The organism is Limimaricola litoreus (assembly GCF_024159025.1).
GTDB lineage: Bacteria > Pseudomonadota > Alphaproteobacteria > Rhodobacterales > Rhodobacteraceae > Limimaricola > Limimaricola litoreus.
In genome coordinates this window covers 1-4,397 of record NZ_JAMYXC010000031.1, presented here as the reverse complement: position 1 = coordinate 4,397, position 4,397 = coordinate 1, and the positions used below count along the sequence as shown (strand labels likewise).

The following is a 4,397-nucleotide window of genomic DNA, read 5'->3' as shown; positions in this document are numbered from 1 at the left end:
AAGGGCGCATCGGCGCGGCGTTCGGCACGAGCGGGGGCCGGAGCCGTCGCCGCCCGTCCGGGCCGATCGACGGGGCGCGGCCCCGGAGCCGTGGCCTGCTGCTCGCCATCGGCAAGCAACCTGCGGATGGAGGACAGGACATCCTCGATTTCGACGCTCTTGACCGGATCGGACATGTTCTACCCTGCTTGCCTCGGGTGAAGTCTAGCGAAGGCCGCAGGTTCGGGCAAGAATCCTGCCAGCCGCGGTTAACGCCCGATGGCCTCCAGCACGCGGTCGAGCGCGCGGCCCTGCTCCGAGCTTCCCGAAGGCGCATTGCGCACGAGGTTGTAATAGGCGCTTGCGTCGTAGACCTGCACCGGAAGGCCCAGCTGCTCCGCCGTCAGCCTTCCGATCGCCGACAGCACGACATAGGTCGCCAGCGTCTCGTCGATCTGCGCCGAAACGAGCGTGGCGCGCGCATCGAGCAGGTCCTGCTCGGCATTGAGCACGTCGAGCGTCGTCCGCGCGCCGAGCTGCGCCTCTTCGCGCAGCCCGTCGAAGGCGACCTGTGCGGCGCGCACCTCGCGGCCCGAGGCCTCGATGCTGGCGCGCGCCACCTGCAGCAGCGCATAGGCATTCGCGACGTTGCGGTCGATGGTGCGGCTGGCGTTCAGCAATGCTCCCCGGGCGGCGTCGCGGCGGGCCTTGGCCTCGCGTACCCGGCTCTCGATCCCACCGCCGGAATACAGCGTCTGATTGAGCGAGAGGCCGACCGATTCGGTGTCGTCGAACTCCTCGTTGATCGAAATGCTGCTGCCGAGCGACAGTGTCGGGCGCTTCGCGGCCTCGGCGGCAGCGATGTTGAGCTCCGCCACGCTGATCGAATGCTGGGCCTGAAGAATGGCCGGATGCTCGCGCCGCGCGATGGCCTGCGCCTCCGCGAGGCTGCCGGGAATCCGCGCATCCGGAACCGTGGCGAGCGAGTCGGGCGCGCGGCCTACCGCGGCGCGGAACTCGGCCTGCGCCTGAACCAGGTCGCCCTCGTTGGAGGCCAGCGCGCTGCGCGCCGATGCAAGCTGCGCCTCCGCGAGGGAGACGTCGGTCCGCGTGATCTCGCCCACTTCGAAGCGATCGCGCGCGGCCTGAAGTTCCTGGGTGATGAGCCGCAGGTTGTTGCGCCGCAGCTCCACGAAGGCCGCGGCCCGCTGCACGCCGAGATAGGCATCGACGATCCGCTGCAGCACCTGCAGCTCGACCTGGCGCAGCTGTTCGCGTGTCGACAGCACCAGCGCCTTTTGCGAATCGAGGCTGTAGCGGGTCTGACCGCCATCATAGAGCAGCAGCGAGGCCGACAGCGTGGCCTGCGCACTCAGGTTGATATTGTCGAACTCGATATCGCCTGCGCGGCGCTGCGCGGCATCGAGCCCCCGGATGTTGGAGCCTGACGCGGCGCTCGTGTTCGCCGACCAGCTGATGATCGGCCGCAGCGTGGCCAGCAGCTGTGCCGTGCCCTCGTCGGCGGCACGCAGCAAAGCCCGGTTCTGCTCCAGCAGGCCGCTATTCTCGTAGCCATGGGCCAGGGCGTCCGCGAGTGTCTCGGCCCGCGTCGCCCCGGCCAGAGCGGCGGCAAGACCGGCGCCCAAAATCAAGCTTCCCCAAAATCGCCGCATAGCGCCCCACTGTGATTCTTATTGTTGGTCGACTTACAACACGAAGTCCCGTGTCGCTTCGAAGCCCTTCAGGAGAGGGGCTCCGGCATTGAAGGCAAAACGCCAGGAGATGCGCCCATCGATCTTGTAACCGATTCGCACCACGCCGAGCGCGCCTTCGGCAAAGATCGCGGCGACGCGCCCGCCCTCGCGCAGCTGATCGGCCAGCGCCTCGGGAAAGCGCTCGATGGCGCCTTGCAGGATGATCACGTCGTAAGGCGCGCTCTTGGGCGCGCCTTGGTTGAGCGGCCCGCAGATCACGGCGGCGTTGTCGACACCGTTCTCGGAAAGCAGCGACTGCGCCTCCGCGGCGCGCGCCTCGTCGTCCTCGACCGCGGCGACAAAGCTCGCCATCCGCGCCAGAAGCGCGGTGGAATAGCCCAGCCCGCAGCCCAGATCGAGCACCGCGTCCTGCGGATCGATCTCGAGCCCGTCGAGCATCTTGGCCAGCGTGCGCGGCTCGAGCACCACCCGGTCGTCGCTCAGAACGAGGTTCTCGCCCACATAGGCGGCCTCGCGCAGCGCGGCGGGGACATAGGCTTCGCGGGGAACATCGAGCATCGCGTCGATGATCGGGAATTTCGTCACGTCCGAGGGCCGCACCTGGGTGTCGACCATGAAGACGCGGCGGGTCGCATAATCAACCACGGACCGGACTCTTTCGTTCAGTTTCGCCATGGCCCTGATGCCACAACCCCGGCGGAGCGGCAACTGCGCAACGCCCCCTGCCCCCGTCGCGCCGCGCCGCGGGGCCTGCGGGTCACACTTGCCCCCCCGCGCGGCAGGCGCAGAGCCCGCCTTTCGCGGCCGGGATCGCGGCGATAACCGCTTGACGCCTCCTTCGACAGACCCTAGTGAAGCCGGCACCGAGGCGGGTTGGCGGAGAGGTTACGCAGCGGATTGCAAATCCGTGTAGACCGGTTCGATTCCGGTACCCGCCTCCATTCTCCCCCAGCTTCGATCTACCTGCCCTGCCCCTCGGGCTGTGCCTCGCTCGATTGCTCCATCGCCCAGCCGACGCTGAAGCCGTGCAGCAGCGTCGAGGCGAGGATGACCAGCGCCACCAGCGACCACAGCGACGCCTCGTCGGCGAACTCCATGTGGCTGCCCGCGTAGCACAGGTAGTAGATCGAGCCGATGCCGCGCACGCCGTAGACCGCGACGATGCCGCGATCGCGCGGATTCATCCCCGTGCCCGCCATCGCGACCCATCCTGCCAGCGGCCGGACCACCAGCAGCAATGTCATCGCCACCGCGACCTGCGCCCATGTCAGATCGCCGATGAGCAGCGGCAGCATCGTGCCCAGCGCAACCAGAAGCGCCGCCGTCAGCGCGTGTTCGATCGATTCGGAGAAATCATGCAGGCGGCGATGGAAGTGATGGTCCTTCTCGATCCGGCGCAAGGTCAGCCCCAGCATGGCGACCGCGATGAAGCCGTAGCCCTCGATCAACTCCGTCGAGCCGTAGCACAGCAAGATGCCCGCCAGCGCGACCACGCCCGAGCCGGTCTGGGCCAGCGCCGCGTCGCGCGGCAGGCGGAACAGCACGTAGCCCAGCGCCTTGGCACCGATCCAGCCCATCGCGACGCCCAGCGCGATCCGGTAGACGACATCGAGCAAAAACCAGTCGAGCAGCCAAGCCTCGGGATTGAGCCCTTCGGCGGCGACGATGAGCCCCAGATAGACAAAGGGAAAGGCCAGACCGTCGTTGAGCGCGGCCTCGGTCGTCAGGGTAAAGCGCACCGGATGCTCCGCCCCCTCCTGCGGCGGGCCGACCTGCACGTCGGCAGCCAGCACCGGATCGGTCGGCGCCAGCACCGCCCCCAGAAGGATCGCCCCCGCCACGGTCATGCCCACGAGACCCACCCCGAGGAGCGCCACCGCGGCGATCGTCAGCGGCATCGCGATGCCCAGCATCCGGATCGTTGGCATCCAGCGCGACCATGGCCCGAGATCGTCGATCCGCATACCGGCGCCGAACAGCGCCACGATCACGGTCAGCTCGCTCACCAGCTCCCATGGCTGCGGCGTCTCGCGCGGATCGGGCAGCGTGGCGAGATCGGGCAGCAAGAGCGCTACGCCCGCGCCGAACAGGATCATCAAGGGTGCCGCCGCGGGCTCGCGCCGCGACACCAGCCGCGGCAGCCAGCGCGCGAGGATGACAGTGATGCCCAGCACCGCCAGCGCCACGTGGTAGGGGTTCAGCCCGAAAAACGGCTCGCCTTGCATCTGCTCCCGACCTCCCTGCAGCCATGCTCGCGTCACCGGCTAACCTGCGGCGCGGCGGGGATGGGGCAAGTGCGGGCGTTGCGGCAACGACGGGGCGGCGGGATCGCGCCGCCCGGCCGCCGCCTTGCGTGACAGGTCCCGTCACGCTCCCTAGTCTCGGCCGCGCACCGCCCCAGCCGAACGGACCCCGACATGCTGCGCCTCTTGCTGCTTCTCGCCGCCCTCGCCCTGCCCGGCCCGCTCGCCGCGCAGGATCGCCCACAGGTCGAGCGGCAGTTCCGAGGCTGGCTTGAACAAAATCTCTGGCCGCGGGCCCGCGCCGATGGCGTCTCGCGCGCGGTGTTCGAGGCGGCCTTCTCCGGCGTGAGCCTGGATTGGGACCTGCCCGACCTCGTGCCGCCGGGCGCGAGCGGCACCGCCCCGCGCCGGCAGCGGCAGGCCGAGTTCGCCAGTCCCGGCGCCTATTTCCGGCGCGGCG

General features: G+C 69.1%; 3 protein-coding genes, 1 tRNA gene and 1 pseudogene. 2 read left to right on the top strand and 3 right to left on the bottom strand.

Annotated features, from left to right (window positions below):
* Positions 1 to 248: 248 nt before the first annotated feature.
* Both NHG85_RS02715 and NHG85_RS02710 read right to left on the bottom strand, forming a co-directional pair.
* Complete coding sequence (locus tag NHG85_RS02715; RefSeq protein WP_253329584.1) at positions 249 to 1,631, bottom strand: TolC family outer membrane protein; 1,383 nt, start codon at positions 1,629 to 1,631, stop codon at positions 249 to 251.
* A gap of 54 nt (positions 1,632 to 1,685) precedes the next feature.
* Positions 1,686 to 2,339, bottom strand: coding sequence for a protein-L-isoaspartate O-methyltransferase family protein (locus NHG85_RS02710; RefSeq protein ID WP_253329582.1), 654 nt, complete (start codon positions 2,337 to 2,339; stop codon positions 1,686 to 1,688).
* Between the two features lie 222 nt (positions 2,340 to 2,561).
* Here NHG85_RS02710 and NHG85_RS02705 point away from each other — a divergent pair.
* Positions 2,562 to 2,635 (top strand) — tRNA-Cys (locus NHG85_RS02705).
* A gap of 18 nt (positions 2,636 to 2,653) precedes the next feature.
* Here NHG85_RS02705 and NHG85_RS02700 read toward each other — a convergent pair.
* Entirely contained in the window at positions 2,654 to 3,919 is a 1,266-nt protein-coding gene (locus NHG85_RS02700; RefSeq protein ID WP_253329580.1) for a cation:proton antiporter, read from the bottom strand.
* Positions 3,920 to 4,111: 192 nt separating this feature from the next.
* Here NHG85_RS02700 and NHG85_RS02695 point away from each other — a divergent pair.
* Positions 4,112 to 4,397 (top strand): annotated as a pseudogene (locus NHG85_RS02695) (lytic murein transglycosylase); the annotation flags it as partial.

Coding starts and splice junctions, on each gene's coding strand:
- NHG85_RS02700 (WP_253329580.1), bottom strand. CDS start 3,919: ATGCAAGGCGAGCCGTTTTTCGGGCTGAACCCCTACCACGTGGCGCTG.